This window comes from Veillonella parvula, from assembly GCF_024461875.1.
GTDB classification, from domain to species: Bacteria; Bacillota; Negativicutes; order Veillonellales; family Veillonellaceae; genus Veillonella; species Veillonella parvula_I.
This window is the reverse complement of sequence record NZ_JANGAL010000074.1, coordinates 1-254: the sequence shown is the minus strand read 5'-3', so window position 1 is coordinate 254 and position 254 is coordinate 1. Positions and strand designations below refer to the sequence as shown.

General features: G+C 50.4%; 1 protein-coding gene. It reads left to right on the top strand.

The window, feature by feature from the left end; translation table 11 throughout:
- Positions 1-254, top strand: a 254-nt coding sequence (locus NE668_RS09920) for a hypothetical protein (protein WP_256196829.1), incomplete at both ends; no start/stop codon positions are given.

Genomic DNA, 254 nt, shown 5'->3' with positions numbered 1-254 from the left:
GCAAAGATGACTCTTTCGGGGGATGCGGTGCTGTCAGGAAACGGCGGGATCGATGTGTTTAACAGCAACAGAAACGAAGAAGGTACTGTATCGGCGCAAGTAGAGATTACAGGCGGTAGGATCGAGACAAAAGATTTTCCGGTTTCGGGAAACAATCAGGAGTCGGCAGGAGCGGAAGTTGCGATCACAGGCGGAAGCCTGAAAAATATATCGGGCGGAACAGCTATTTACTGGCCGATGGAAGGACAACTTAC